The 24,670-nt window shown below is 73.1% G+C and carries 22 protein-coding genes; 12 read left to right on the top strand and 10 right to left on the bottom strand.

Going from position 1 to position 24,670, the window contains the following annotated elements; genetic code table 11:
* Positions 1–24 precede the first annotated feature (24 nt).
* Both ACIBX3_RS38785 and ACIBX3_RS38780 read right to left on the bottom strand, forming a co-directional pair.
* Complete coding sequence (locus ACIBX3_RS38785) at positions 25–1,356, bottom strand: MFS transporter (protein ID WP_397125527.1); 1,332 nt, start codon at positions 1,354–1,356, stop codon at positions 25–27.
* A gap of 56 nt (positions 1,357–1,412) precedes the next feature.
* Positions 1,413–2,042 carry a TetR/AcrR family transcriptional regulator gene (locus ACIBX3_RS38780; protein ID WP_397125526.1) on the bottom strand — a complete coding sequence of 210 codons (630 nt, stop codon included), beginning with the start codon at positions 2,040–2,042 and terminating at the stop codon, positions 1,413–1,415.
* A 56-nt stretch (positions 2,043–2,098) separates the two neighbouring features.
* On the opposite strand from ACIBX3_RS38780, the gene ACIBX3_RS38775 reads away from it, so the two are divergent.
* Positions 2,099–2,212, top strand: a complete 114-nt coding sequence (locus ACIBX3_RS38775) for an acetate--CoA ligase family protein (protein WP_397125525.1) — start codon at positions 2,099–2,101, stop codon at positions 2,210–2,212.
* Positions 2,213–2,237: 25 nt separating this feature from the next.
* Here ACIBX3_RS38775 and ACIBX3_RS38770 read toward each other — a convergent pair whose 3' ends face one another.
* Positions 2,238–2,651, bottom strand: coding sequence for an RNA-binding S4 domain-containing protein (locus ACIBX3_RS38770; protein WP_397125524.1), 414 nt, complete (start codon positions 2,649–2,651; stop codon positions 2,238–2,240).
* A gap of 96 nt (positions 2,652–2,747) precedes the next feature.
* Between ACIBX3_RS38770 and ACIBX3_RS38765 the strand changes: the two genes are divergently transcribed.
* Positions 2,748–4,043 (top strand): FG-GAP repeat domain-containing protein, encoded by a 1,296-nt coding sequence (locus ACIBX3_RS38765; RefSeq protein WP_397125523.1) that lies wholly within the window; start codon positions 2,748–2,750, stop codon positions 4,041–4,043.
* Between the two features lie 695 nt (positions 4,044–4,738).
* On the opposite strand, the gene ACIBX3_RS38760 is transcribed toward ACIBX3_RS38765, so the two are convergent.
* From ACIBX3_RS38760 to ACIBX3_RS38750, 3 genes are all read right to left on the bottom strand, one after another.
* Complete coding sequence (locus tag ACIBX3_RS38760) at positions 4,739–8,992, bottom strand: HAD-IC family P-type ATPase (protein WP_397125522.1); 4,254 nt, start codon at positions 8,990–8,992, stop codon at positions 4,739–4,741.
* Between the two features lie 155 nt (positions 8,993–9,147).
* Positions 9,148–9,717, bottom strand: coding sequence for a TetR family transcriptional regulator (locus ACIBX3_RS38755; RefSeq protein WP_397125521.1), 570 nt, complete (start codon positions 9,715–9,717; stop codon positions 9,148–9,150).
* Between the two features lie 50 nt (positions 9,718–9,767).
* Positions 9,768–11,216, bottom strand: a complete 1,449-nt coding sequence (locus ACIBX3_RS38750) for an MFS transporter (protein WP_397125520.1) — start codon at positions 11,214–11,216, stop codon at positions 9,768–9,770.
* A gap of 100 nt (positions 11,217–11,316) precedes the next feature.
* Between ACIBX3_RS38750 and ACIBX3_RS38745 the strand changes: the two genes are divergently transcribed.
* Together ACIBX3_RS38745 and ACIBX3_RS38740 are read left to right on the top strand one after the other, a co-directional pair.
* On the top strand, positions 11,317–11,739 hold the full coding sequence (locus ACIBX3_RS38745; RefSeq protein WP_397125519.1) for a MarR family winged helix-turn-helix transcriptional regulator: 423 nt from the start codon (positions 11,317–11,319) through the stop codon (positions 11,737–11,739).
* Between the two features lie 144 nt (positions 11,740–11,883).
* Positions 11,884–12,216, top strand: coding sequence for a hypothetical protein (locus ACIBX3_RS38740; RefSeq protein WP_397125518.1), 333 nt, complete (start codon positions 11,884–11,886; stop codon positions 12,214–12,216).
* Positions 12,217–12,257: 41 nt separating this feature from the next.
* On the opposite strand, the gene ACIBX3_RS38735 is transcribed toward ACIBX3_RS38740, so the two are convergent.
* From ACIBX3_RS38735 to ACIBX3_RS38720, 4 genes are all read right to left on the bottom strand, one after another.
* Entirely contained in the window at positions 12,258–12,674 is a 417-nt protein-coding gene (locus ACIBX3_RS38735; RefSeq protein WP_397125517.1) for an SPW repeat protein, read from the bottom strand.
* Between the two features lie 126 nt (positions 12,675–12,800).
* Positions 12,801–13,991 carry an SRPBCC family protein gene (locus tag ACIBX3_RS38730; RefSeq protein WP_397125516.1) on the bottom strand — a complete coding sequence of 397 codons (1,191 nt, stop codon included), beginning with the start codon at positions 13,989–13,991 and terminating at the stop codon, positions 12,801–12,803.
* A gap of 171 nt (positions 13,992–14,162) precedes the next feature.
* Positions 14,163–14,819 carry a response regulator gene (locus ACIBX3_RS38725; protein ID WP_397125515.1) on the bottom strand — a complete coding sequence of 219 codons (657 nt, stop codon included), beginning with the start codon at positions 14,817–14,819 and terminating at the stop codon, positions 14,163–14,165.
* A complete protein-coding gene (locus ACIBX3_RS38720; RefSeq protein ID WP_397125514.1) occupies positions 14,816–15,922 on the bottom strand; it encodes a sensor histidine kinase in 1,107 nt (368 codons plus the stop codon). The genes ACIBX3_RS38725 and ACIBX3_RS38720 overlap by 4 nt, the downstream gene beginning before the upstream one ends.
* A 111-nt stretch (positions 15,923–16,033) precedes the next feature.
* Here ACIBX3_RS38720 and ACIBX3_RS38715 point away from each other — a divergent pair, with 111 nt between their 5' ends.
* From ACIBX3_RS38715 to manA, 8 genes are all read left to right on the top strand, one after another.
* Positions 16,034–16,720: an ABC transporter ATP-binding protein gene (locus tag ACIBX3_RS38715; protein ID WP_397125513.1), complete on the top strand. Its 687-nt coding sequence runs from the start codon at positions 16,034–16,036 to the stop codon at positions 16,718–16,720.
* A complete protein-coding gene (locus tag ACIBX3_RS38710) occupies positions 16,717–17,442 on the top strand; it encodes an ABC transporter permease (protein WP_397125512.1) in 726 nt (241 codons plus the stop codon). The genes ACIBX3_RS38715 and ACIBX3_RS38710 overlap by 4 nt, the downstream gene beginning before the upstream one ends.
* Before the next feature lie 161 nt (positions 17,443–17,603).
* Positions 17,604–19,022 (top strand): RICIN domain-containing protein, encoded by a 1,419-nt coding sequence (locus ACIBX3_RS38705; RefSeq protein WP_397125511.1) that lies wholly within the window; start codon positions 17,604–17,606, stop codon positions 19,020–19,022.
* Positions 19,023–19,084: 62 nt separating this feature from the next.
* Positions 19,085–20,068 (top strand): hypothetical protein, encoded by a 984-nt coding sequence (locus ACIBX3_RS38700; protein ID WP_397125510.1) that lies wholly within the window; start codon positions 19,085–19,087, stop codon positions 20,066–20,068.
* A gap of 53 nt (positions 20,069–20,121) precedes the next feature.
* The gene (locus ACIBX3_RS38695; protein ID WP_397125509.1) at positions 20,122–21,066 is read left to right on the top strand and encodes a hypothetical protein; all 945 of its coding nucleotides are present in this window, start codon (positions 20,122–20,124) and stop codon (positions 21,064–21,066) included.
* The gene (locus tag ACIBX3_RS38690; RefSeq protein WP_397125508.1) at positions 21,063–22,151 is read left to right on the top strand and encodes an NAD(P)/FAD-dependent oxidoreductase; all 1,089 of its coding nucleotides are present in this window, start codon (positions 21,063–21,065) and stop codon (positions 22,149–22,151) included. The genes ACIBX3_RS38695 and ACIBX3_RS38690 overlap by 4 nt, the downstream gene beginning before the upstream one ends.
* 3 nt (positions 22,152–22,154) lie before the next feature.
* A complete protein-coding gene (locus ACIBX3_RS38685; RefSeq protein WP_397125507.1) occupies positions 22,155–23,447 on the top strand; it encodes a cytochrome P450 in 1,293 nt (430 codons plus the stop codon).
* Between the two features lie 9 nt (positions 23,448–23,456).
* On the top strand, positions 23,457–24,632 hold the full coding sequence (gene manA / locus ACIBX3_RS38680; protein WP_397125506.1) for a mannose-6-phosphate isomerase, class I: 1,176 nt from the start codon (positions 23,457–23,459) through the stop codon (positions 24,630–24,632).
* Positions 24,633–24,670 lie beyond the last annotated feature (38 nt).

Here is a 24,670-nt window from a genome sequence, read left to right as displayed (position 1 = left end):
CCTAGTGCGGCGGGGCGCCTGCGGCTACGTGCTCACCGGCACGGGCTCCATGTCGCGGGCCCGGATGAGCAGCAGCGAGATCGCCACGCCGGCCGGCCCGGCGGCCGCCGCCACCAGACAGGTGGTGGACAGCGCGCCGGTGAAGGCGCTTCTGGCCGCCTCCAGGTCGGACCCGCTCACCAGGTCGAACCGGCCGCCGGCGACCGCGGCGGCCCGGCCGGGCAGCTCGGCGCCGATCCGCGAGGTGAAGATCGCACCGAACAACGCGACGCCGGTGGCGGTGCCGAGCGGGAAGAAGGTGTTGGACAGGCCGGAGGCCATTCCGGCCCGCTCGCGCGGGACGACGTCGAGCGTGACGCCCAGCAGCGGCGGGAAGGCCAGCGCCCCGCCGACGCCGAGGAGCACGAAGCCGGGGAACGCGACGCTCCAGTCGCTGTCGGGGCCCACCCTGGCCAGCAGCAGGAACGCGACCGTGATCAGCGCGAAGCCGCCGGCCATCAGCCGGGAGGCGGAAATCTTCTGCCCCAGCCGCCCGGCCAGCGGGGCGACGACGAGGATGGGCAGGGTCGGCACCCGGAACAGGCGCACGTCCAGCACCGCGTACGGGCGGCGCGCCTGCACCACGCCGAACAGCCCGAGCAGCACCAGCCCGGCGACCAGCGTGGCCAGCACTCCCGGCGAGCCCCAGCCCTGGTCGGGTCCGGCGATGAGCGCGTAGTTCAGGACGAACAGCATGACGACGGCCAGCGCGGCGCCGAGCGCGTCGATCCGGCCCGCGGGGGCCTGCCTGGCCGGCTCACGCAGCCGCAGCAGCGCCCCGGCCAGCACGAGCACGCCCACGGGCACGTTGATCCAGAAGATCCAGCGCCAGCCGAGCGTGTCCACCAGCAGGCCGCCGGCCAGCGGCCCGAGCCCGGCGGCGGCACCACCGGCGGCGGAGAAGGCGCCGATCGCGCTCTGGCGGGCCCGGCCCGCCGGGTAGGCGCCGGCGATGAGCGCCATCGCGGTGCCCATGACCATCGCGCCGCCCACGCCCTGCGCGATGCGGAAGGCCACCAGGGCTCCGGGGCTCCAGGCCGATCCGCAGGCCGCGGAGGCGGCGGTGAACAGGACCACCCCGGCGGTGAAGATGGCGCGGCGGCCGACGCGGTCGGAGACCGATCCGGAGGTCAGCAGCAGGGCGGCGAACGCGAGCGTGTAGCCGTTGATGGCCCACTGCAGGCCGTCCAGGCGGGCCTGCAGCTCACCCGCGATCTCGGGGAGTGCCACGTTGACGATCGTGATGTCCAGGGTGAGCAGGACCGCGGCCAGGCATACCACGGCCAAAGTCCACCCGGCCTTCGGGCGCTGAGTCATGCGTACAAAGTACACATAAATTAGGCAAACCTAAATAGTGGGTGGGTGCGATGGGGTCAGCGGGCCGCGAGCGCGTCCACGAGGGTCCGGAGCCCGTTGAGGAACGCGGTCTCGTGGCCGAAGGAGCGGACCGCCTCGCGGACGCGGCCGGGGTCGCCGACCGAGGAGGCCAGCAGTTCCATGCGGGCGGCGCGCCGCTCGGGGGCGACGCCGGGCAGGTAGGACAGGTGGCCGAGGACATACCACCACAACTGCGCGTACGCGTCGGTCCCCTGACGGTCGTCCTTCCCCAGTTCGGCGAACTGGTCGAGGGTCCAGACGAACAGGGCGGCGGCGCGCGGCGCGAACAGCTCGCCCTGCCGCAGGATCTCCACCACCCACACGTGCCGGGCGAGGTAGGCGTCCACGGCGGCGAACGCGCCCACGATCCGCTCCTGCGGGGTCCCCCCTTCGGCGGGCAGCGGCGGCAGGCCCTGGGCCACGTCGTCCAGCAGCGCGAGGATGAGCTCCTGTTTGTCCTTGACGTGCCGGTAGATCGCCATGGGGGCCGCGCCCAGCTCGGCGGCGACCCGCCGGATGGTCAGCCCGCCGACGCCCTCGGACTCGGCCACGCGGCGTCCCGCGGCCACGACGATCCTGCGGGTGAGGAACTGGCGACGTCCGCTGGAGCTCGCACGGGTGACCACGCCCTCACTGTAGTGGCCCCTGCCGGGCGGCTCCCGCAGCGCCCTCGTCGGGCCTGATGCGTGCCCGGCGGCTCGGCCGGCCGGTCGTGCTCAAGGCCGCCGGGCCGGTGCACAAGAGCGACGTCGGCGGCGTCCGGCTGAACCTGCGGACCCGGAGCAGGTGCGGCTGATCAGTAGGCGCGCCGGCGGCCCGAATCACTCCGGGCGCGCCCCGCGGCCTCGCCCCTCCGCCGCCGGGCGACCGAGCAGCTTCTCGATGCTGCGCCGCTCGCGTTTGGTGGGACGACCCGCGCCACGAGCCCGAACAGCCACCGTCACGGTCTCCTCGCGCGGAGGAGGCGGAGGGCTCTTGTCGACGTAGCATTCGGCGGCCACGGCGGCGCCGACGCGCTTGGTGATGATCCGGGAGACGACCACGATGCGTTCGCGCCCCTCGTGCCGCAGCCGCACCTCGTCACCGACCCGGACGGCGTGCGCGGGCTTGACCCGCACTCCGTTGACCCGGACGTGCCCGCCCCGGCAGACATCGGACGCGATCGAACGGGTCCTGGTCAGCCGCACAGACCAGATCCAGCTGTCCACCCGGGCGCTCACCTGCTCACCTGCCACCCCGACACTGTACTGAGTGACTCGACACACGTGGTTCGCACAAGCGTAGGGTCTGTGCCTGTGCCTGTGCCTGTGCCGTTAAGGATGATGATCTGCGTGGCATTGAGCCTCGTGCCGGCGGCCTGCGGCAACGAGCCGAGGCCCGCGACCGGGCCGCGGACGACCCCGCAACCGCCCACACCCACGGCTTCCTCCGCTCCCACGACCGCCGCGCCGCCAACGTCCACGCCTCGTGCGGCCAAGGACAAGCGACGCGCCGACGACCTCAACGGCGACGGCCGGGCCGACCTGATCGTCGAGGTGGGCCTGCCCAGTAAGAACCTGCACTACCTCGCCGCCGTCTACGGCTCACCCCGGGGCCTCGACCAGCGGAAGAAGACGATCGTCCCGCCGGACATGTTCTATCCCTGGCTGATCGGCCCGAGTAGCAGAGCCGACCTCGACGGCGACGGCTTCGGGGACATCGTGGGATACGGCCGGCCGAACACCCACGAGGACATGCGCCCGCACATCTTCTGGGGCGGCCCGCGCGGCATCGACGCCACGACGCTTCCGACCCGCATGCCGCTGCCCATGGAGAGCAACGTGGCGGCGAACCGGGCCGCGGCCGGTGACTTCGACGGGGACGGCAACGCCGACGTGGCGGTGTCCAGGCCGCCCGCAGTCGGCCAAGGCGACGCGACCCTGATGATCTTGTACGGCCCGTTCAGCCGCGAGGGAGTTTCGAGCCGCCAGATCGTCCAGGAGTCGCCGACCGGCGACGAGTTCTGGCGGATCACCGTGGACAAGATCAAGGGGCGGCGCGCGACCGGGCTGATCGTGTTCGAGCGCGACGACGGAGAGCAGACCTCCGGCTGGCTGCTCGAAGCCGGGCCCGGCGGGCTGTCCAAGCAGGGGTACAAGCTCACCAAGGGAATGGCGGCCGTGTTCGGCGACTTCGACGGCGACGGCAGCAGGGACGTGGCGGTCGGCGACGACGGCAGCCGCAACGACGAGCCGGGCTACGAGACCGAGGCCCCCTCGGTCTCGAAGACCCTGACCGTCTACTACGGGGACGGCCGTACGAAGACGTTCAAGGGCACCAAAGGCCCGGCGGTCTCCGGCGACTTCAACGGTGACGGCCGCGACGACCTCGCATTCGGCGGGGCGCACCCCCGCTACGATTCGACCCGCATCTCCTGGGGCAGCTCAGCCGGCCTGCGTCCCGGCGACGGGGTCCACGGCCTGACCCAGGCCATGCCACTGGCGGCGGGCGACTATGACGGCGACGGGGACGACGAACTCGCCTTCGCGTCCGTCTCGCCGGCCCACGCGGCCGGCGAGGACAGGTTCGAGATCTTCATGACGGACGGCAGGAGAGTGCTGACCCGTTTCAAGGTGTCGCCTGACTGAGCCTCCGCCCACCGGCCGCGAACCCGGGTACTACGTCCGCGCCAGGCGGCTCTGGGACGCGCGGGGCACCACTGAAAAGTTTCACCGCCAGAAAACCAGCCTGTCATGCCTCGACCAGCACCGATGCCCACGACCGCCGGGCGCGGTCCGAGGTCTGTGTTGACGGGCGGGAAAACGCTTTCCTAGAGTCCGTCCGGCGGCAATGCGGCCTACACCTCACAGTTTCGCTGAGCACGCCGACGTCAACGCAGCCCGGAACATCGCCTCACGCGGTGAGACGGGCTGGGCAGTGAGTCACGCTGCCTGACGCGGACCGGACCGTCGAAGCCATCGACGGCGAGGAGCTGCAAGCTCGGTCCGTTTACGGCCGAGAAGCTGACATACTCGCTGCGGCTGTGCTGGCAGCACAGCTACCCCGCACCGAACCTCTGGGTCAGAATCAATAGATCATTCTCGTACGGCCCGCCCCAGACCGGCTCGGCGTCCGAATCCGGGTGCCAGACGCTGACCCTGCACTCCGAGCAGAGGGATCACGGCAGCGCCGTGACGACAGTCCGCCTCGAGGTGGTCGCCGGGTGGTTCAACAACCAGAACCAGTACCAGCAGGACACTGACTGGGCCGACTACGACAATCCCTACAACTGAGCAGAGGTGCGGCGCGACGGGCGGATCGTTCGCAGATCCGCTCGCCGCGTTCACCCGACAAGACCGAGTCTGTCCAGGATCCTGTTCAGCGGACGCTCGGCGACCCGGTCGCAGATCAGCGCGACGGCCACGGCCCCGATGGCCGTCGACCAGGCCACCGGTCCCAGCGGCGTGGAGCCGAAGAAGTGGCTGACGCCGGGCGTCTGGACGATCGCGGCCAGAGCCGCCGCCGAGCCGAGCGCGCTGGCCAGCACGGTACGGTCCCGTCCCGCAGCCTGCAGCGTCTGCGCCAGCTGGGTGCCGACCAGGGCGACCAGCCCGACCGTACGCGCCCGCGCCGCCGTCCCGGTGTACCGGCTCAGCGTCCAGGCGAGCCCGGCGCCGAACGCCGTGACGACGGCCCGCCGGGCGATGTCGCGGTCGAGCGCCCGGCCCAGCGAGCTCTCGGGACCCTCCTGCAGCAGGTTCGCCGTCTCCTCTGGCGAGGGCGCGCGCAGCGCGATGGCCAGCGCGGGCGCCAGGTCGGTGAGCAGGTTGACCAGCAGCAGCTGCCGGGCCGACAGCGGGGAGGCGCCGCCGGCGACCGCGCCGAGCAGGGTGAAGCCGATCTCGCCCAGATTGCCGCCCACCAGGATGGCCAGCGCCTCGCGAACCGAGGCCCACATGGCGCGGCCCTCGGCCAGAGCCGACACGATGGTCTCCAGCCGGTCGTCGCTCACGACCAGGTCGGCGGCGGCCCGCGCGGCCGGGGTCCCGGTGCCGCCCAGCGCGATGCCGACGTCGGCCAGCCGGATGCCGGCGGCGTCGTTGGCGCCGTCGCCCGTCATCGCGACGACCTTGCCGAGCCGCTGGAACGCCCGCACCACCCGGACCTTCTGCTCCGGCGTGCAGCGGGCCACGACGTCGGCGGACGTCAGCCGCTCGTCCAATCGCGCGTCGTCCAGGTCGTCCAGCTCGGCGCCGGTGAGCACGCGCTGCTCGCCGGCGAGCAGCTCGGCGGCGATGGCCGCCGCCGTGCTGGGGTGGTCGCCGGTGAGCATGACGATCTGCACGCCGGCCTCGCGCAGGCGGCTCACGGCGGGGCTGGCGGCGTGGCGCACCGCGTCGGCCAGGCCGAGCAGCCCGACGAACGTCAGGCCGGTCACGTCGCCGTCGTCGAGCTCTTCCGCCGTCGTCCGGTGCTCGGCCACCGCCAGCACCCGGTGGCCGGAGGCGGCCAGGCGCTCGACGCGTTCCTCGATGCGGCGCTGCTCCTTGTCGTCGAGGGGGTGTTCCGCGCCGTCCACGCGTACGCGGGCGCAGCGCGGCAGCACGGTCTCCGGCGCTCCTTTGACGCTGAGCAGCCGCGACCTGCCGGTGCGGCCGAGAGTGGCGTGGAAGCCCCTGGACGGCTCGAACGGCAGCGCCACCAGCTCGCGCCAGCCGCGCGCCCCCGTACGCCGGGTCACTCCGGCCGCCTCTGCGCCCGCGGCGACGGCCGCGTCGGTCAGGTGACTGTGCTCGCCGTCGCCGTCCTCGCCGGGCGTCGCCCGCAGGCCGGCGGCCAGGACCGCGCCGAGATCGCCGAGCTCCCGCACGGGTGCCTCGCGGCGGGCGTCGCAGACGCGGGCCAGCCGGATCTCGCCGGCGGTGAGCGTGCCGGTCTTGTCGAAGCACAGCACCTCGACCCGGCCGAGCGCCTCGATGGTGCGCGGATCGCGTACGTGTACGCCGTGCGCTGACAGGCGGCGGGTCGCCCCCAGCTGGGCCGCGCTGACCAGGAGCGGAAGCCCTTCGGGCACGGAGGCCACGGCGAGGTTGACGCCCTCGCCGAGCGACTGGCGCAAGGGGCGGCCGCGGACCAGGCCGGCCAGCGTCACGGCCGCCGCCGCGCCGAGCGCGATCGGCGCGGTGGCCCGGGTGATCTCGGCCAGCCGGTCGGCCACGCCGCTGCGCGGGACCCGCTCCCCGGCGGCGGCCATGGCGCGTCCCGCCTCCGTGTCCTCACCCACGGCCACCACCACGGCCCTGGCGGTGCCGGCGGCGATCGAGGTGCTCTCGTACAGCATCGAGCCGCGCTCGGCCACCTCGCGGGCGAACCCCGGCGCGGCGTTCTTGGCCACGGGCAGGGATTCGCCTGTCAGCGCCGACTCGTCGGCCTCCAGCCCCTCCGCCGCCGTGATCCGGCAGTCGGCGGGCACCACCTGACCGGCCGAGAGCACGACCATGTCGCCGGGTACCAGGTCGCGGGCGTCGGTGTCGCGTTCCGTCCCGTCGCGCAGAACCCGGGCGGGGACACGTACGTGGCGGGCCAGGTCGGACAGCGTACGTGCGGCGGCCCGCCGTTGCACGCCGCCGGCCAGCGCCGACAGCCCCATGACGCCCGCCACCAGGACGGCGTCCACAAGCGAGCCGACCGCGGCCGAGCCCGCCGCCCCGGCCGCGAGCACGGGCGTGAACGGGTTGGCCAGCTCCGCCCCCGTCTCGCGCAGCAGCGACGATCGTCTGCCGGCAGTGGCCGGTCTTCGCCGCCGGTCCGCCTCCGCCGCGCTCAAGCCTTCGGGGCCCGTGTCCAGTTCGCGCAGCACCGCCTCGACCGGCATCGCGTGCCACGGGCGCGCGTCCGCCGCAGCGCGGGCGGGAGTGCGCCGGATACGCCAGGCGCGCCAGGCACCGTGACTCATCGACAGGCCGGTCGTCATGTGGACCGCGGTCAAGGCATGGGCGGCCGATCGTGCGGCGGGTGAGACGAGGGCCAGCAGCGCGCCGACTCCCGTACCGGCGCGAGCCAGCCGTACCCCGCCGTCGGCCACCTCGCGCGCCACCGGCACCGCCGCGACCAGCCCCACCACCGGGCCGAGGCCGTCTCCGAGCAGCATGTGGGCACCCCAGGGGACGCTCGGCGACGGCGCGTCGCCTCGCGGCGAGTCGTGCGATGGAACGCCTGCTCCGTGGCCGGAGCGCGCCGCCGTCCGGCCGTCCGCGGACACGGGCGGCACACCGACCCCGCAGTCGGCCTGAGCCAGGGCGTGGCCGTCCGCGGACACCAGCAGGACGCCTGCTCCTTCGGCCTGCAGCCGCCGCACCTGTCCGGCGTCCACGCCCGGACCTACGACCACGCGCAGTCCCGCCGCGCGGGTGGCGGCGACGGCGGCCTCGCCGTCAGGTGAGCGTTGGCGGGTCGTCACGGCGGTCGCCTGCTTGTCACCGTCGCGGGTCAAGGTGAGCTTGGCGCCGCGGGCGCGCAGCCGCCACGGGCCGTCCTGCCGGGCGGCGCGTGGCCGGTCGGGGTCGAAGAGCCGGTAGAGCCAGGTGGCGACCTCCTCGTGGTCGGCTCCGTCCACCGGCGTCACCTCGGCGATCACGCTGCGCGGCGACAGCAGCACCTCCTCGTCGAACACCACCGTGTCGATGCGGTCGAGCCGCCGCAACGCCCTGCGGTCCACGATCACCACGCCCTGGCGCGACAGCATGGTCCCGAGCTCGGCCGCGAACGTCTCTCGCCCCGCGAACGCCGCCTTGGGAGTGCAGATCATCATCGTCTGCAGGCCGCGCCGCGCGTTCATGGTCAGCAGTGCGCCCGCCACCCCGCCGAGGGGCGCCCCTGTGAGTAACTGGTCGGCGTACCGCTCGGCCGGGCCGGGCGGCAGGGCGACCGGACGCTGCCGGGGGATCTCGGACGCGGCGGCCTGCTCCGGTGTCCCGGTCAGGCTCTCCTGGGCCGCCCGCCACGCCTCGTCGGCGGCCCTGCCCTCGCGCACCTGTACCACCCGCTGCGCCAGGTCGACCGCCAGCCCTGTCATACCGGGCGCCAGCCCTTGGACGGCGGCGCTCGCCACGGGCAGCCATGTCTTCAGCGCGGGCAGGGGGATCGCGTCGTCGATCGCCTCGCGCAGCCGGGGCAGGTTGTCGACCAGCGAGAGCAGGCCGGCGGCCTCGGCAGGCAGCGGGGTGCGGCGTACCAGCCACTCCACGCCGGTCGCCACGATGCCGCCCACGTCCGCCGCCAGGACCAGCCCGGGCGGCGGCTCCCCCGGCACCCGCGACTCGCCCTTGGCCTCCGCCTCGTCCAGCGCCCTCATCAGTTCGCCGGTCTCGGCCGGCGGGTCGTCCAGCGCGACGATGGCCCGGCCCAGCGGCACGTTGACGCGCGCCCACAGGACTCCGGGCACCGCCTGCAGCCTGCTCTCGATCTCGGCCTCATGAACCGGGCGGCACAGCAGTTCCAGGTGGATACGACCCGGATACCGCCACGTGGAGCGTCCGCCGAGAGCGCCGACGACGCCCGCCACGCGGCGCAGGGAACGAGTGATGTGTCCGAGCATGCGGGTCCTCGTACCCCGCGTGCGGAGATCAGTCAGCGTCCCCGATGAATTCTCAATGAACGGAACCGTACGTTCTCGATCTTGCCCGATCGACACGGCATCTCCGTGGCCGCCGGGCCGGGCGCACGTCCGGACCGCCCTGCGATCGGCTGCCGTCAGGCCTCGATGCCCTTGCGGAGCAGGGCCCACACGCGGTCGGCGGTCCCGCGCCGTTCGGGGGCCGGGATCTTGGCGATCACACCGGCGAGCATGCCGACGACCAGGACCAGGTCGTCCGCCGTGACGTCCGCGCGGATGCCGCCCGCGCGGCGCGGGTCGGAGAGCGGGCCCGCCAGCAGGCTCGCCACCCGCCGGCGCAGGCCGACGATGCGGGGGTCGGGGTCGAGCGGCGGCGTGCCGACCATGTCGATGAACGCCGTCGAGGCGAGGGTCTGCTCGGTCATGAGGGCCAGCACGTCGGCCAGGGTCGTGTCCGGCTCGGCGACCAGCGCCTCCAGCTCGGCGACGTTCTCCTCGAACACGGCCATGGCGAGGCTGACGCGGTCGGGGAAGTGCCGGTAGAGGCTGCCCTGGCCGACTCCGGCCGCGCGGGCGACCGTGCTCAGCGGCGCGGCGTAGCCGGCGTTCGCGAAGACCTCCCGCGCAGCGGCGATCAGCGCCGCCCGGTTCTCCGCGGCGGCGCTCGGTCCTCTGTTCGGTCGGCGCGAGCCCGGCACAACGGCCATGCTAGCAACCGGACAGAGTTGTCCGGTTGTCTGGCCGTACCACGGCGGGTTCAGGGTGTGCGGACCTGCCGGCCGAGGTCGGCCGCCGTGCCCGCCGCCTCCCGGGCGGCGGCGCGGCGGCCGGGGATGGTCACGACGATGAGCGCCGCCACCAGGGCGATGCCACCGCCGATGACGAAGCCGGCGCGGAAACCGGCCTCCGACGGCAGGGTCACCGGCCCGAGCTTGATCGTCATGTTGGCCAGGACCGCGCCGAGGACCGCGCTGGCGCAGGACGTGCCGATCGCGCGCATCAGGCTGTTGAGACCGTTCGCGGCGGCCGTCTCGGTACGCGGCACGGCTCCCATGATGATCGAGGGCATGGCCGCGTAGGCGAAGCCGATCCCGGCGCTGACCACGCACGAGAAGATCAGGACGCCCCACGCGTACCCCATCAGGAACAGCGCCAGCAGGTAGCCGGAGGCGATGACGAGCGCGCCGAGCAGCAGCGACGCCTTGGGCCCCCTGGCCGCCGACAGGCGTGCGGCCAGAGGCGAGATCGCCATCATGACCAGCCCGGCCGGCGCCATCCAGAGGCCGGCCTCGACCATCGACCGGCCCAGACCGTAGCCGGTGGCCGCGGGCAGTTGCAGCAGTTGCGGGGTGATCAGCGACATCGCGTACATGGCGAAGCCGATGACGATGGAGGCCAGGTTCGTCAGGAGCACCTGGCGGCGCACGCTGGTGCGCAGGTCGATCAGGGGCGCGGGCGTGCGCAGCTCCCACCATCCCCACACGAGCAGGATCGCCGCCGAGGCCGCGAACATGCCCAGCGTGAGACCGCTCGTCCAGCCCCACTCGGCGCCCTTGGAGACCGGCAACAGGAACAACACCAGGCCGGCCGACAGACCGGCCGCCCCGACGAAGTCGAAGCGGCCGGGCGACTTGACCGGGGACTCCGGCACGATCAGCAGGATCAGCACGCTCATCAGCAGGCCGAGCCCGGCCGCCGCCCAGAACAGCGCGTGCCAGCTGACGTACTGGGCGACCAGTGCCGCCGCGGGCAGGCCGAGCGCGCCGCCCACGCCGAGCGAGGAGCTCATCAGGCCGATGGCCGAGCCGAGCCGCTGCGGCGGCAGCACGTCGCGCATGATCGCGATGCCCAGCGGGATCACCCCCATGCCGAGTCCCTGCAGCGTGCGGCCGACGACCATGGGGATCAGCGACTCGGCGGGTGCGCACACGAAGGAGCCGATGGCCAGCAGGAACGCGCTCACCACCATGACGCGGCGCTTGCCGTACAGGTCACCGAGCCGGCCTGAGACGGGCATGGCGACCGCGCCGGCCAGGAGCGTGGCGGTGATGGCCCAGAAGGCGTTGGCTGTGGTGGTGTGCAACAACGCCGGCAGGCTGGCGATCAGCGGGACCATCAGGGTCTGCATCAGCGAGACCGTGATGCCCGCGGCCGCCAGCACGCCGATGATCGCTCCACTGCGCGGCGCGGCGCGCGTTGAACCCATGCGTTCCCCCAAGTCTCGCCTCACTGTGCACCATACATAAGGTATGTATCTTACACATTTCCCGATTGACGGATATCCTGGCCTCCGACGGGAGGCACACGTGCGCAGGGAGATCGCCGACATCGAGCGTGAGCTCATGCTCATCGGCCGGTACAAGGAGCTGGCCATGGCCGCCGCCGAGGAGCGGCGGCTCGAGCGCAGCAGCTACATCCTGCTCCGGCGGCTCGAGACCGAAGGGCCGATGTCGATCGGCCAGCTGGCGCAGGCCTTCAGCCTCGACACCTCCACCGTCAACCGGCAGACCGCCGTCCTGCTCCGCGGCGGTCTGGCCGAGCGCATCCCGGACCCCGAGGGCGGCATGGCACGCAAGCTCCGCATCACCGAAGAAGGCCTGCGGCTGGTGGCGGCGGAGCGTGAGTACCGGCTCAACGGCCTGGCCACGGTCCTGAAGGACTGGACTCCCGAGGAACTGGCCTCCTTCGCCGAAGGCCTGGCCCACTTCAACGCCAGCATCGAACGGTAGCCCGCCGCCGGCTTCCGCCCGCGATTCACCCGCTCCGCCCGTGTCCACCGCACGGTGGGCACATGAGGCGTGCGGGCTGATCATTTAGCCGGGGCTTACGCGCTTCCTCCTATGGTGACGCCCGAGGATTTTTCGGGAGTGCCCATGTCACAGCGGAAGGTCAAGCGCAGGCGCGCCGCACTGCGGCGCGAGGAGGCCAGGCTGCGGGAGCAGCGCAGGCGAGTGGTACGCAGGTTCGTGTACGTCACCGCCGCCCTCGTGGTGGTGGTGGCCGCCGGGACAGCGGTCCTGGTGTTCACCTCCGTCGGAACTCCCCCGGACACGACCGCGCCCGCCGCGAGCGCCTCGCCCCAGCCATCACCACCCACGGCAACACCGGCGGCATCACCGGCGGCATCACCGGCGGCATCGCCGACGGCGTCGCCCTCGGCGGAGAAGTCGGAAAAGCCGGAGAAGTCCGAGAAGCCGGATCGGTGACAGGGACCGGGCCGGAGGTCATCCGGCCCGGGACATGTTCCTCACCGCCTTCTCGTCATGCCCATGCCGACCGTGACCAGGCCGAGGATCGCGATGACCGCACCGACGATCACGTTGGTGGTGATCGTCGCGGCCGTGTCGGCCTCGCCCCTGATCAGCCACGGGGCCAGGATGGTCCACACGCCGAGAAGCGGCGCGGTCCAGGCGATGCCGTACGTGCGGCCGAACGCCGAGCTGAAGCCCAGCGACAGCAGCGCCACGGCTATCCCCGTGACCAGGTTGTTCATGGTGAGCGACCCTATGTTGGTGAATCCCACGATCCACGGCGACAGCGCCAGGAACAGCCCGGCCAGCAGAGTCAGCCCGTCCGCCAGTTGAACTGCCGGATTGGCCGCGGCCACCTCGTACCTCTCCCGCATGCGGATGATGTCGGGATGGCTCTCCATTTGGCGGGTCATTGGGGACATCACCTCCCCCATTGTGATGACGGGACCTTCCCGTCCCTCGGCTCCCTCTACCCGGGCCGGGCACACGCATACCCGCCGGTGACATGCGGTAACGCCTGGCCGTCCCACGCGGCGCCGTCACGCGCCCCGCGGGCCGACGGGCTGCCGCTCGCTCTCGACGTACGACTTCAAGCGCATCAGGTCCTGCCGCAGCCTGCGGGCCGGGTTCGCGCCGAGCAACCGGGCCACGGCGTGCCCCGCGGCGCCCGTCACGGGGTTGTAGGTGAGCCGCACCTGGACGCGGGTCCGGCCGTCGGGCTGCTCCGTCAGGCGCAGCGCGCCGGTGTGGGCGATCAGCTCGCCCTCGGCGGACCGCCATGCGATCTCCCGGCCCTCTTCGCGGCGGGTCTCGGTCGCGTCGAACCGGATCGGCGCCCCGGCGGGCCCGCTGATCAGCCAGTGGGACGTCCGCCCGTCGCCGGAGCGGCGCACCTCGCGCACGTCCGGCATGAACCGGGGGAAGACCGAGTAGTCGCTCACCAGCGCCCAGATGGTCTCCGCGGGCGCGTCGACCGTGATGGCGGCGGTGATGTCGACGGCGCGCCGTCCGGCGTTGACCCCGGTCAGGCGGCGCAGCGGCAGGTTCGTCGCGGCCCGGGCGGCCAGCACCGCGCCGGCGCCGCGGATCGCCCACGCGGCGGGCCGGGGCAGCCCGCCCGACGCGGCCCACAGGGCGGCGGCGCCCGTACCGGCCAGGAACCTGGCGGTCGGCGACCACTGCTCCTGCATCAGCTCCGGCACCGGCTCGCGGCGCCGCCCGCCTCCCCGCAGCCGGAAGCTCTCCTCGGCGGCGCGGTGCGTGACCCAGCCTGCCTCGACGCGCTTGACGCCCGGGATGCGGCGCAGCGCCCGGCGGGTCCGCTCTTCCTCGGCGGCGAGCACGTCACCGGTGAGCGTGACGACGCGGTCCTGGACGTGGACCTCCACCGCGTGCGGGTGGCTGACATGGCGGCCGAGCTCCGCGCGGACGCGTTCGTACAGGATCCGGTCGTCGGCCGACCGGCCGGCCACGCGGTAGCGCACGGCCGCGGCCGAGCCACGGCTGCGGTTGGTCAGGTCCCGGCCGAGGACGCCGAGGCCGTCACGCAGCTCGTGCGTCGCGTGCGACGCCTTGTCACGGCTCCGGGCCCGGCGCGACCGTCCCCGCGCCGGATCGAACAAATAGGCGATGGCGGCCCCCGCGCAGAAGCCGAGCCCGGCCGCGGCGATGCTCCTGGACAGGCGCGGCCGCCGTTCCTCGGCGGTCATCCCGGTATTTCTCGCGCGCATAGCGATTCACTCCCTCGTGCTCACCCCTGGAGCAGTGCGGCTACCCGGCGCCTCCCCCGCCTAACGACCGCCTGCCTGCACCTCCTGCCAGGAAGGCGATGCCGGTCGAGGCGAGCCGGGAGGCGGCTCGGGCGGGCCCCGCGACCCCGTGCGCTCGGCCGGACGTGCGCCTCACGTCATGCGCGTGGGAGCCAGGCCGTGGTGGAAGGCGTACGTCACGGCCTGGGCGCGATCGCGCACGCCCGCCTTGGCGAAGAGGTTGTTGATGTGGCTCTTCACCGTGGCCTCGGAGATGAACAGCTCGGAGGCGATCTCCGCGTTGGACCGGCCCGCGGCGATCAGCCCCAGCACCTCCGCCTCGCGCTGCGTCAGCCCGTCGGGCAGGGCCCTGGCCGCCGGCCGGCCGCCGTCGGCCACCGCTTCGGCCAGGCGGCGCTGCACGTGCGGGGCGAAGTGCGCCTCGCCGCCCGCGACGACGGAGATCGCCCGGGCGAGCGACTCGGCGTCGGTGTCCTTGGTGAGGTATCCCCGCGCGCCGGCCCGCAGCGCCGCGAACACGGACGCGTCGTCGGAGTACGTCGACAGCACCACGACCTCGGCCTCCGGGTGCCGCGCGCGGATCCGCCGCGTCGCCTCCACCCCGTCGAGCCTGGGCATCCGCAGGTCCATGAGCACGACGTCCGGCGCCAGCCGGGCCGTCATCTCGACGGCCTCCAGACCGTCGGAGGCGGCGCCGACCACCTCCACACCGGGCAACAGCCCGAGCAGGAGCATCAGCCCTTCGCGCACGACGGTCTGGTCGTCGGCGACCAGGACCCGCACGGTCATACCGGCACCCGCAGCACCACCGCGAACCCCTTCTCCTCGGCCTTCGCGCTGAGCGAGCCGCCCAGGAGTTCGGCCCGTTCGCGCATCCCGACCAGCCCGTAGCCGTTGCCGGCCGGGGCGGTGCCCGCCCGCTGCCCGCCGTCGTCGCGCACCACCAGTTCGCACCACCGCCCCCGGCGGCGCACGGCGACCGAGACCGACGCGCCCGGCGCGTGCTTGCACACGTTGGTCAGGGCCTCCTGCGCCGTGCGGGCCACCGCGAGGCCGGCCTCGGCGGGCAGCGCCCGGACACCCGTGTCGACCGACAGGGCGCAGCGTGCTCCCGTGGCCGCCTGGAACTCGGCCGCGAACCGTTCGAGCCGTTCGGTCAGCGGCAGGGCGTCCTCGCGCAGGGCGTCGAGGGCCCGGCGTGTCTCCTCCAGGCTCGACCTGGCCAGCCGCACGGCCCGCTCCACCCGGTCGAGCGCCAGCGCGCGGTCGCCGTCCTCCTTCAGCAGCAGCCGCACGCCCTCCAAATGCACGATCTGCGCGGATTGCGTGTGCGCGAGGATGTCGTGGACCTCCCGTGCGAGCCGCGCCCGCTCCGACAGAACCGCCTCGCGCGCCCGCGCCTCGGCGACCTCCGCCGTCTGCCGCCTCGTGACCGACAGGTGCTGCAGCAGGAAGGCGAGCACGGCGCAGTACGCCAGCCCGGCCGCGACCCCCAGGACGGAGCTCGCCTCGAGGCTGATCGCGTACGAGACGAGCAGCCACGCCAGGATGTCGACCGTGGTCAGGAGACCGGCGAGGCGCGTCCGCAACCGGAAGGGCGCGAGGAAGATCACGACGAAGAAGAACGACGTGCCGGAGTACGGGGCGGCCACGTGCATGACCGAGGCACCGGCCAACGAGAGGAGCAGCAGCCACCAGGCCTGGCGGTCCGAGGCCTGCCCGCACAGGGCGATCAGGTAGCCGCCCACCGTCAGCGCGGCGACCGGCAGCGCGAGCAGGGCATCGGCGAGGCTCGGCCGCCAGACGACGAAGGTGACCGGCCCGGCGGCGACGTAGAGCACGAACAAGGTGACCAAGGTGACGCGGACCCTGGGACGCCTGAAGAAGGCCACGCCGTCACGCTAGCCGGGCACGGGTGGCACGTCATCCACCCGTGGGTGGATCCGCCTTCTCGTACCGTGCTCCCATGCGCTCGCGGCCGTCGTTCTCGCACGCTGAGGACCATGACAGCCATCAGCGTCAGCCATCTCGGCAAATCCTTCGGCAAGGTGACCGCCGTCGACGACCTGTCGTTCGACGTGCCGTCCGGCGCGATCACCGCCTTCCTCGGCCCGAACGGCGCCGGCAAGACCACGACCCTGCGCATGATCCTCGGCCTGGTCACGCCCACGGCGGGCAGCGCCACCGTCCACGGCCTGCCTTACCGGCGGCTGGACCGGCCGCTCCAGCGGGTCGGCGCGATCCTGGAGGCCACGGCCTTCCATCCCGGCCTCACCGCCGGGAACCACCTCGAGGCCGTCCGCGTCGCCGCGGGCCTGGACGCCTCACGCGTCGGCCACGTGCTCCGGCAGGTGGAGCTGGAGGCGGTCCAGGGGCGCAGGATCGGCGGGTTCTCGCTGGGCATGCGCCAGCGGCTCGCGCTGGCCACGGCGCTGCTGGGCGCGCCGCCCGTGCTCGTCCTGGACGAGCCGGCCAACGGGCTGGACCCGGACGGCATACGGTGGCTGCGCGGGTTCCTGCGCGCGTACGCGCTGGACGGCAACAGCGTCCTGGTCTCGACGCACATCCTGGCCGAGATCGAGCAGATCGCCGACCACGTGGTCATCATCAGCGGCGGGCGACTGCGGTGGAGCGGCGGCCTGGAGTCCGGGGCCGGCCTGGAGGATCTCTACCTGGAGGCGACCCGATGACCTCCCTCGTCCGCGCCGAGCTGCTCAAGGCGCGCTCCAGCCGTGCCACGGTGACGCTCGTCGTCATCGCGCCCGTGTTCTGCGCCCTGTGGGCCGTGCTCCAGGCGGTCCTGCCGGCTCCCGACGACGCGATCAGGCTGGCCAACGTCCATGCGATGGCTCAGCAGGCGTACGTGCTGGTCCTCGTCCTCGGGATCATGGGGATGGCCGGCGAGTACCGGCATCAGACGATCACCTGGTCCTTCCTGGTCACGCCGGGGAGAGGGGCGGTGGTGGCCGCGAAACTGGCCGCGTACGGGCTGATCGGCCTGGTCGTGGCGGTGCTGTCGGCGATCATGACCGTGGCCGTGGGGGCGTCCGTGCTGGCCGCACTCGGGCGTCCGGCGCTGTCCTCGGAGGTGCCGCTCATCCTGGTGGGCGCGGTGCTGAGCACCACGCTGTACGCGCCGCTGGGCGTCGCGCTGGGCGCGCTGATCAGGAACCAGGTGGGGGCCATCGTGCTGGCCTTCCTGCTGTTCATGTACGGCGACGGCCTGCTGGCGTGGCTGGCGCCCGACGTCTTCCGCTGGCTGCCCACGGGCGCCGCCAGAGCGCTCGGCGGCCTGCGGCCGGACACGGGCGCGCTGCTGCCGGCCTGGGGCGGGGGCCTGCTGTTCGCCGCGTACGTCGCCGCGTTCGTCCTCCTCGCCCGGCTCATCACGCTCCGGCGGGACATCACCTAGCGCGGGCGTCTCCGTGGTGGCCGCCCACGGGCCGGAGAACGCGACGCCGGCGGTGACGAGCGGGGCGGTGGCCCACGATTGACGTCGCCGTTGACCGCGTTTACCGTCCGCTTCACCAACGTCTGACGTGACCGGTCACCTGACAGAGGAGCCGCCACACCATGTCCCGCGTCCTCACCCTCCTGGCCGGGCTCTGCCTGGCGCTCTTACCCGCCGCCCCCGCCCCGGCCGCCGCGCCCGTCACCGTCCCCGTGGGCACCCCGTTCACCGACACCTCCGGCAACCTGCTGCACGCCCACGGCGGCGGAGTGGTCAAGGCCGGCTCGTACTACTACTGGTTCGGGGAGAACCGCAACGCCGACGGCACCTTCCGCTACGTCTCCGCCTACCGCTCGGCCGACCTGCGCACCTGGGAGTTCCGCAACCACGTGCTCACCCAGTCCAGCCACGCCGAGCTGCAGGTCGCCAACATCGAACGGCCGAAGGTGATCTACAACGCGAGCACCGGCCAGTTCGTGATGTGGATGCACAAGGAGAACGGCCGCGACTACGGCGAGGCGCGGGCGGCCGTGGCGGTCTCCAGCACCGTCGACGGCGCCTACACGTACCTGCGCAGCTTCCGGCCGCTCGGGCACATGTCGCGCGACATCACCGCGTTCGTCGACACCGACGGCACGGGCTACATGATCTCGGCCGCCGACCAGAACTACGACCTGCACGTCTACCGGCTCACCGCCGGCTACACCGACGTGGCCGCGCTGGCGCGCATGTGGGACGGCGACCACCGTGAGGCCCCCGCGATGTTCAAGCGCAACGGCGTGTACTTCCTGCTCACCTCCGGCGCCACCGGCTGGCAGCCCAACCAGGCCAAGTACGCCACCGCCACCAGCATCACCGGCACGTGGAGCGCCTGGCAGAACGCCGGGGACTCGCTCACGTACGGCTCCCAGCCGGCGTTCGTGCTGCCGGTCCAGGGCACGTCCGGCACGTCGTACCTGTACATGGGCGACCGGTGGGCCGGCGCCTGGGGCGGCCCGGTCAACGACTCCCGGTACGTGTGGCTGCCGGTGCAGTTCCCGGGCAACACGACGATGAGCCTGACGTACGCGCGGGAGCTCACCATCGACGCCGCGGCCGGTACGATCACCGCGACCGGCTCGGGCTACGACCGGCTCGCGGTGCGGCACTCGGGCAAGTGCGCCGACGTGCGCAACGCCTCCACCGCCAACCTGGCCCCGGTCATCCAGTACACCTGCGGCTCCGGGACCAACCAGCAGTGGCGCATCCAGTCGGTCAGCGGCGGCTACGTGCAGATCGTCACCCGCCACTCCGGCAAGTGCCTGGACGTCGACGGCGTGAGCACCGCCGACGGGGCCGCGCTGCAGGTGTACGGCTGCGGCAATGGCCACAACCAGCAGTGGCAGGTTCAGGACGCGGGCGGCGGCTACGTGCGGCTGGTGGCCAGGCACTCGGGCAAGTGCGCGGACCTGCCGTCGTCGTCGCAGGCCAACGACGTGCAGTTCAAGCAGTACCCGTGCAACGGCGGCCAGAACCAGCAATTCACCCGTACCTCGCAATAGCTCCCGCTATAACCGGAAATTCCCTCGCGGTGAGGCCCGGGCCTTGGCTAGATTCGCTGGCAGTGAGCCAGGCACTCGAGATCGCGTGCGACGAGTCAGGCGCCGAGGGCGAGAAGCTCGTCGGCGGCAACACCGTCGTGTTCGCGCACGCCAGCGTGCTGATGGACCTCGCCACGGCCGAGGCGTGCATACGGGAGTTGCGTGCCCGCGCGCCGTCCCCGGTGACCGAGTACAAAGCCGGCCACATCCTGCGCGAGAAGCACCGGGTCGCGCTGCGCTGGCTCCTGGGCGTGGACGGGCCGGTGCTCGGCCACGTCCACGTCTACCTGACCGACAAGACGTTCCTCGTCGCAGGCAAGGTCATCGGCCTGCTGGGCGGCGAGCCCGTGCCGGGCCTGCGGCTGGATCCGCAGGCCAGGGCCATGGCCGTCGCCCTCTACCGGGAGGGCCCGCGCGCGTTCGGGGCCGGGCGGTGGGCGGCCTTCCTCGACGCGTTCAACTACCTGCTGCGCGCCAAGAACGGCCAGGGCGTCACCGTCGCCGTCGACGACGTGTTCCGGCTGGTCGGCGAGCTGCGCCGGGCGGAGGGCACGGCGGGCGAGATCATGGAGCTGCTGTGGGCGGCCCGGCCGCGGGTCGCCGCCTTCCGCGACCGGCTGCTGGCCGACCCGCAGGCCTTCCCGTCGCTGGACCCGCTCATTCCGGGCATCCTGCACGCCGTCGCCCATTGGGGCCGCGACGGCCGGCCCGTTTCCGTGGTCCACGACCGGCAGACCACGCTGACCGATGAGCGGATCGCCGAGCTGCGCCGGCTCGCCCCCGGGCTGGCCGGGCTGCGGCTCGCCGAGTCGCACCTGGACGCCCGCGTCCAGGTCGCGGACGTGCTGGCCGGCGTGGCCAGAGCGCTCGCCACGGCCGAGTTGAACGGGCGCGGCGACGCGGGGCTCACCGAGCTGCTGCGGCCGTACGTGGCCGCGGACTCGATCTGGGGCGACGACCGGAGCTGGGCCCTGCTGAAGCCCCCAGACGCGGTCATGACCTGGTAAAACACACACCCCCGCCCGAATCACCACAAATCGTGACGTTAGAGTGACGAATTGTGAACGAATCGAAGCGTGTGGAAATAGCCTGGCCCGGCCTCGGGATCACCGTGGCCGCCGAACTCGACCAGCGCAACGCGGCCCTGGCCCAGTGTTTCTGGGACGCGCTGCCGTACCGCAGCCTGCAGGGCCACGCCCTGGTCGCCGGCCATCATCTGTACCACGTCGCACCGGTCCATTCGCTGCTGCACGCGCCCGCGGAGTACCGCGTGGACCGGCGCACCGTCCCCGACGGGACCCTGTTCTGCTCACGACTGCAGCACCTCGGCATCAAGTACGGCGAACTCACCGAGCCGATGACGGCCACGCCCATCGGGCAGGTCGTCGCGGAGGACCTCGACGCCCTGATCGAGGCCGGCCGCGAGGTGTGGCGGTCGGTCTACACCACCAAGGAGCCGGTCATCGCCGAGGTGCGGCGGGCCGGCCAGCCCGGCGGCCACAAGCTGCCCCGGCTGCCCGTCGGCGACCCGGAGCTCAACGACCTGATCGCCGAGGTGCACGCGGAGACCGAGCGCATCTGGCTCGATCCGCCGCGCGAGCTGGTCGACCTGCACGCGGGCCGCATCCCGTCGCGGGCCGGCAGCTACGAGACGGTCCTGACCACGCTGCTGTTCGTCAACGGCGAGACCCGCCCGCTCGGCTACAGCTGCTACGGCGGCCTCGTCCGCGCCGCCATCGACGGCATGCCGCTGCCGTGGCTGCGCCAGATGACCCGCCAGCTCGCCCACACCCCGGCGGAGTTCCTCGGCTACTGCGGCCTGGACACGCTGTGGGGCTTCACCAAGCGGCTCATGGACGACCTGGAGCGCCTCAACAGCCACGTCGACTTCATGTCGGCGATGGCGCACATGGCGCTCTACTGCAACTGCCTGGGCGGGTGGAACCTGCACCTGTTCCCGTGGCAGGCGGGCGACAACCTGCGCCGCGTGGAGGCGATGGCATGAGCTCAACGCGTGTGGCGGTGATCGGCGGCGGCGTGATCGGGCTGTCGATCGCCTTCCATCTCGCGGAGGCCGGGGTCGAGACGACGCTGCTGGAACGCGGCGCGCTCGGCTCCGGCGCCTCCCGCGCAACCGCCGACGTGGTCCGGTCGTACTTCGCCGGCAACCCCGTCAGCTCGGCGCTGGCCGTGCGCAGCCTCGAGGCCTATCACGACTTCCCGGCCAGGCCGGGGACCGACCTGCCGCTGCGGCAGGTCGGTTACCTGGTGCTGTTCACCGAGCCGGAGCAGGTCACGGCCTTCCAGGCCGACCTGCCCGCCCAGCGGGAGGCAGGCGTCGACGTCGGCCTCATCGGCGCGGCGGAGGCCAGGGAGCACAACCCGCTCATCGGCGACCTGCCGCTGCTGGCCGCCGCGTACTCGCCGCAGGCGTACGTCTCCGACACCACCGCCATCGTCCAGGCGTACGCCGAGGCGGCCGCGCGGGCGGGGGCCACGCTCCAGACGGAATGCCCGGTCACCGGGCTGGACACGCGGGCCGGCCGCGTCTTCACCGCCGACGGCGAGATCACCGCCGACGCGATCGTGTGCGCCGCCGGCGCCTGGTCGGCCTCACTGGTGCGCAGCGCGGGAGTGGACATGCCGTTCATCGAGCCGATCGAGCAGGAGCTGCTGGTCACCGACCCGCTGCCGCCCGGCACGCCGGACATCCCGGTCACCCTGCACGCCGCCAGCGGGCTGCTGGTACGGGTGCGCGGCGACCGGCTGCTCATCGGCATGGGGTACCCGGGTCCCGACCGGGAGGCCTGGCGGCGCGGGGTGGCGGCCCAGGTCGCGGTGACGTACCCGAGCCTGGCCGGGCTCGCCCTGCACCCGGCGGTCACCGGGCTGCGCGACGCCAGCCCGGATCGCACCGCCTTCATCGGCCACCACCCTGGACCTCCGGCGTTCCTGTACGCGACCGGCTTCTCCGGCCACGGCCTGTGCAACGCGCCGGCGGCCGGCGAGCTGGTCCGCGATCTCTATCTCGACCAGGACCCCGGCATCGACGTGACCGCGCTGGCGGTCGGCAGACAACGGACGGGATGACCCATGACCGAGCTGATCCGCTTCATCCTCGACCCGGCCACCCGCGACCTGCACGCCGACAACGAGCGGCTGCGCCGGGCCGGGCCGCTCGTGCCCGTGACCACGGAGGGCGTGGACGCCTGGGCCGCCACCCGGTACGCGACGCTGATGACCGTCCTCACCCATCCCGACATGACCAGGGAGATCGAGTACTGGGACCCGGCGGCCCGCGACAGCGCCCCGCCGGGGACCGCGATCACCCGCATCGTCACCGACGTCTCCATGCTCAACGCCGACGGCGAGGAACACCGCCGCCTGCGCGCCCCGCTGGCCGCCGGGTTCGGCCCGCGCCGGGTGGAGCGGCTCCGGCCCAAGATCGCCGCGATCACCGCCGAGCTGCTCGACCGGCTCGCGGACATGCCGCCGGACGAGCCGGTCGACCTGCGGCGGGAGTTCGCCTACCCGCTGCCGCGCGAGGTCATCTCCGAGATGATCGGCATCCCGCGCGGGCACCAGGACCGGCTGCACGAGCTCACCGACGCGGTCGCCCAGGTCAGCAACGACCTCGAGGACGGTCCTGAGGTACGCGAGGCTCTGCACGGGCTGCTCCACCAGATCATCGAGGAGCGCCGGCGGACGCCCGGCGAGGACCTGATCACGGATCTGATCACACTGCGTGAGAAGGACGGCGGGCGGCTGTCGGAGACGGAGCTGTTCGCCACCATCGACCTGCTGTTCATCGCCGGCCACGTCACCACGGTCAACCTCATCACCAACGCCATCGGCGCCCTGCTCAACACGCCGGGGCAGCTCGACCTGCTGCGCTCGGGCCAGTGCCCGTTCACCGCCGCCGTGGAGGAGACGCTGCGCTGGGACTCGCCGATCGCCTACTTCCCGTTCCGGTACGCCGTGCGCGACGTCGAGATCGACGGCGTGCACCTGCGGGCCGGGGAGCCGGTGCTGGCCTGCTTCGCCTCGGCGGGCCGCGACCCCGGCCAGTACGGCGAGGACGCGGACCGCTTCGACATCAGCCGGCCGCCGGCCCCGCACCTGGCGTTCGGGCACGGGCCGCACTTCTGCCTCGGCGCGCCGCTGGCCAGGCTGGAGGCCGAGGTGGCGCTGAGGGCCCTGTTCGAGGCGTTCCCCGGCATCCGGGCCGCCGCCCGGCCGGAGGAACTGCGCCCGCTGGACACGCTGCTGGGCAACAGCACCCGCTCCATGCCCGCCGTCCTCGGGCCCCGGGCCCGCCAGGCCGCCGATCCAGGCGCCCCGGCTCCGTACCAGGCCCGGCGACACTCCCGGAGGTCCGCGCGATAGTCTTGCGCCGTGTCACAGCCCGCCCTGCTCGCCCCCATGCGCCTGGCCACCACGATCCGCCCCTACGACTGGGGATCGGTGACCGCCCTGCCCGAGCTGTTCGGAGCGGAGCCCACCGGGCAGCCGCAGGCCGAGCTCTGGATGGGCGCCCACCCCGGCGCGCCGTCGATCGCCGGCGGCACCCCGCTCGACCGGCTCATCGCCGCCGACCCCGCCGGCACGCTCGGCGAGCGGGCCGTCGCCCGCTTCGGCCCCGCCCTGCCGTACCTGCTCAAGGTCCTGGCCGTGGCGCGGCCGCTGTCGCTGCAGGTCCATCCCAGCACCGAGCAGGCGCGGGCCGGGTTCGCCGACGAGACGGCGCGCGGCATCCCCCTCGACGACTTCGCCCGCACGTACAAGGACGCCTCGCACAAGCCCGAGATGGTGTGCGCGGTCACCCCGTTCCACGGGTTGTGCGGCTTCCGCTCCCCCGCCGCCACCGCCGCCCTCCTCGGCCGCCTCGGCGTGCCGGGCCTGCGGCCCTGGATCGACACGCTGCGCACCGCGGAGCCAGGGGAAGCACTGCGCGTGGTCTTCGCCGAGATGCTCGACGACGCCGCGCGGCCGCTGCGCCAGGAGGCCGAGCGGGCGCTGGCCGGCACGGACGACCCCGGGCTCGCCGTCTACGCGGACATCGCGCGGGCCTGCCCCGGCGACCGGGGCGTGGCCGCCGCGCTCCTGCTCAACCACGTGAACCTGCTCCCCGGCGAGGCCCTTTATCTGGGGGCCGGCGTCCCGCACGCCTACCTCGGCGGCATCGGCGTGGAGATCATGGCCAACTCCGACAACGTGCTGCGCTGCGGGCTCACCACCAAGCACATCGACGTTCCGGAGCTGATGCGGGTCGTGGACTTCACGCCCGGCGAGCCGCATCTGGTGCGGGCGGAGCCGGGCGCGCGGGGCGAGCACCACTACCGGCCGCCGGCGCCCGAGTTCGCCCTCAGCCGCCACGACCTGGACGGCGAGATCTCGCACGAGCTGCCGGGCGGCCAGCCGCAGATCATGGTGTGCATCGAGGGCGAGGCCCGGCTGGGCGCCGACGGGCTGACGCTGCGACCTGGGGAGTCGGCCTTCATCCCGGCGAGCGCGTTCGCGACCCGGCTCGGCGGTAAGGGCACGGTCTACCGGGCACTGCCGGGCAGTTGACGCCCTGCGACCGTCGTCTCGCCGAATGACCTGGGTGG

This window comes from Nonomuraea sp. NPDC049480 (assembly GCF_044465905.1).
Lineage (GTDB): Bacteria > Actinomycetota > Actinomycetes > Streptosporangiales > Streptosporangiaceae > Nonomuraea.
The sequence above is the reverse complement of the archived record's forward strand: the minus strand, read 5'-3'. Positions and strand labels throughout refer to the sequence as shown.